Raw genomic sequence first — 2,176 nt, 5'->3', positions numbered from 1 at the left:
CCTGTTGCCGAATCGAATTTCCCCGGAGCATGATATTTTACTTGGTCGGCTTCCGCTTGTTTTAAACCTTTGCCTTTTGTAGTAATGACGTGTAAAAGCTTTGGACCTTTAACGGTTTTTAGCCTTTCAAGTTCTGAAATAATTTTATTTATGTCATGGCCATCAATGGGTCCTGAGTAATCAAAATTTAAGGCTTCAAAAATATTGTCTTGCTTTTGCGTGCCTTTTTTTACGTTGGTTAAATATTGTTTAAGTGCGCCAACGCTTGGGTCAATTCCAATAGCATTGTCATTTAAAATAACAAGCAAATTAGCATCGGTAACACCAGCATGATTTAAACCTTCAAAGGCTATTCCGCTGGCAATAGAAGCATCGCCAATTACAGCAATATGTTGTTTGTTCTCACCTTTTAAATTTGATGCAATAGCCATTCCTAAAGCGGCCGAAATAGAGGTTGAGGAATGCCCAACACCAAAAGCATCGTATTCACTTTCATCGCGTTTTGGAAAACCACTAATGCCACCCAATTGGCGGTTCGTATGAAAGCTTTCCCGTCGGCCTGTTAAAATTTTATGTCCGTAAGCTTGATGGCCAACATCCCAAATTAATTGATCTTTGGGTGTGTTAAAAACGTAATGCAAAGCTATAGTAAGTTCAACAACGCCTAAGCTGGCACCTAAATGTCCTTCTTTGGTGGCGACTATATTAATGATAAACTTACGTAATTCTTGTGCAAGTTGAGGTAGGTCTTTTTGATTTAAAAGACGGAGTTCTATGGGTGAGTTAATTTGTTGTAATAGACTTTTTTGCACAAAGCAAAAGTACAAGAATGAATTTGTATTTTTGCTATTATGATAGAACCTTTTGACGACACCTATTTTATGAAGAAAGCACTCCAGGAAGCTGAAGCTGCTTTTGAAAAAGGCGAAATACCTGTTGGCGCAGTAATTGCTATTGATAATAGAATTATTGCCCGTGGGCATAACCTAACTGAAACTTTAACCGATGTTACAGCACATGCCGAAATGCAGGCGATTACAGCTGCAGCTAATTTTTTAGGAGGCAAGTATCTTCAGAATTGTACCTTGTATGTGACCCTTGAACCTTGCCAAATGTGTGCAGGCGCGTTGTATTGGAGTCAGATTTCAAAAATTGTTTATGGCGCAAGAGATGAAACTCGTGGTTGCATTAATTTGAAAACCAAGTTGCACCCAAAAACAACTATTACGGGTGGTGTTTTGGCTGAGGAGGCTTCAGCACTTATGAAACGGTTTTTTGTTGAGAAACGAAATTTGAATTAGAATTTTTGTCATTTTGGATTTGTTACAAATCTCAAGTAACAAGTTTCAGGTTTGTGTGTTTCCTGCTCTAACACCCCTAAAGTCCCCTCAAGGGGACATTCTAAACCAAGAAGTTATAAAGAAAAGAATTGTATTTTCAACTACCATTTTGACTAGGATTGGTAAATCTTTATTATATAACGTGAACAATTGTCCCCTTTAGGGGACTTTAGGGGTGTTTTTACGTTAGGCCTGCCTGCCGGCAGGCAGGGATTGCAGAGGACCTGCCTGCCGGCAGGCAGGAAGCCCACAGCCCGACGTAAGGAGGTGCGAGGACTTGCAACCCTTCGACTCCGCTCAGGATAAACTACAAGCCCGACGACGACCTTAGGAGGGGTAACCTGCCTGCCGGCAGGCAGGCGCCCAAATATTAATACTTTTTGGTTCGCTTTTGGTTTTCGCGCATTTTATCTAAATTTTCTTTGTTTATCATGTAGTCTTTTGGGTCTTTATCCTTCCAACGGTGGTATGAAAACAACGGAAATACGACTAAAAACAGAACTGCAACACCCGAACCAATAAGCTTTTCTGAATAGGCGACGCTTAAAGTAAACCCTAAAATTATACTTGTAAAGGCTGCAATAGTTAATATTAAAATAAGATATTTCATTTACTTGGTGAACTTAATTAATTGCCGCCTGTACGCCGTTAATAATTTAGACTTTGAAATATATCCATAATATTTGCCTTCTTTAATAACAGGTAAATTCCATGCGCCACTAGTTTTAAATTTATCCATAATGATTTGCATGGAATCCGCATCATAATCAATAATTCCAGCATCGGCATGCATGATGCTATCCGCATTTACTTTATCATATAAATCGGAATCAAAC

General features: G+C 39.1%; 3 protein-coding genes and 1 pseudogene. 1 reads left to right on the top strand and 3 read right to left on the bottom strand.

Features of this window, described 5'->3' with window-relative positions; translation table 11 throughout:
* Positions 1 to 812: 1-deoxy-D-xylulose-5-phosphate synthase N-terminal domain-containing protein (locus WBN21_RS11995; protein WP_424200592.1), on the bottom strand; the 812-nt coding region annotated here is incomplete at its 3' end.
* Between the two features lie 39 nt (positions 813 to 851).
* Here WBN21_RS11995 and WBN21_RS11990 point away from each other — a divergent pair.
* Positions 852 to 1,301 (top strand): nucleoside deaminase, encoded by a 450-nt coding sequence (locus WBN21_RS11990; RefSeq protein ID WP_424200590.1) that lies wholly within the window; start codon positions 852 to 854, stop codon positions 1,299 to 1,301.
* A 409-nt stretch (positions 1,302 to 1,710) separates the two neighbouring features.
* Here WBN21_RS11990 and WBN21_RS11985 read toward each other — a convergent pair whose 3' ends face one another.
* Positions 1,711 to 1,950, bottom strand: a complete 240-nt coding sequence (locus WBN21_RS11985; protein ID WP_424200588.1) for a hypothetical protein — start codon at positions 1,948 to 1,950, stop codon at positions 1,711 to 1,713.
* Positions 1,951 to 2,176 (bottom strand): annotated as a pseudogene (locus WBN21_RS11980) (chloride channel protein); the annotation flags it as partial.

The organism is Algibacter sp. (genome assembly GCF_049667265.1).
GTDB lineage: Bacteria > Bacteroidota > Bacteroidia > Flavobacteriales > Flavobacteriaceae > Algibacter_B.
Note: the sequence above shows the minus strand (reverse complement) of the source record. Positions and strands in the feature narration are given on the sequence as shown.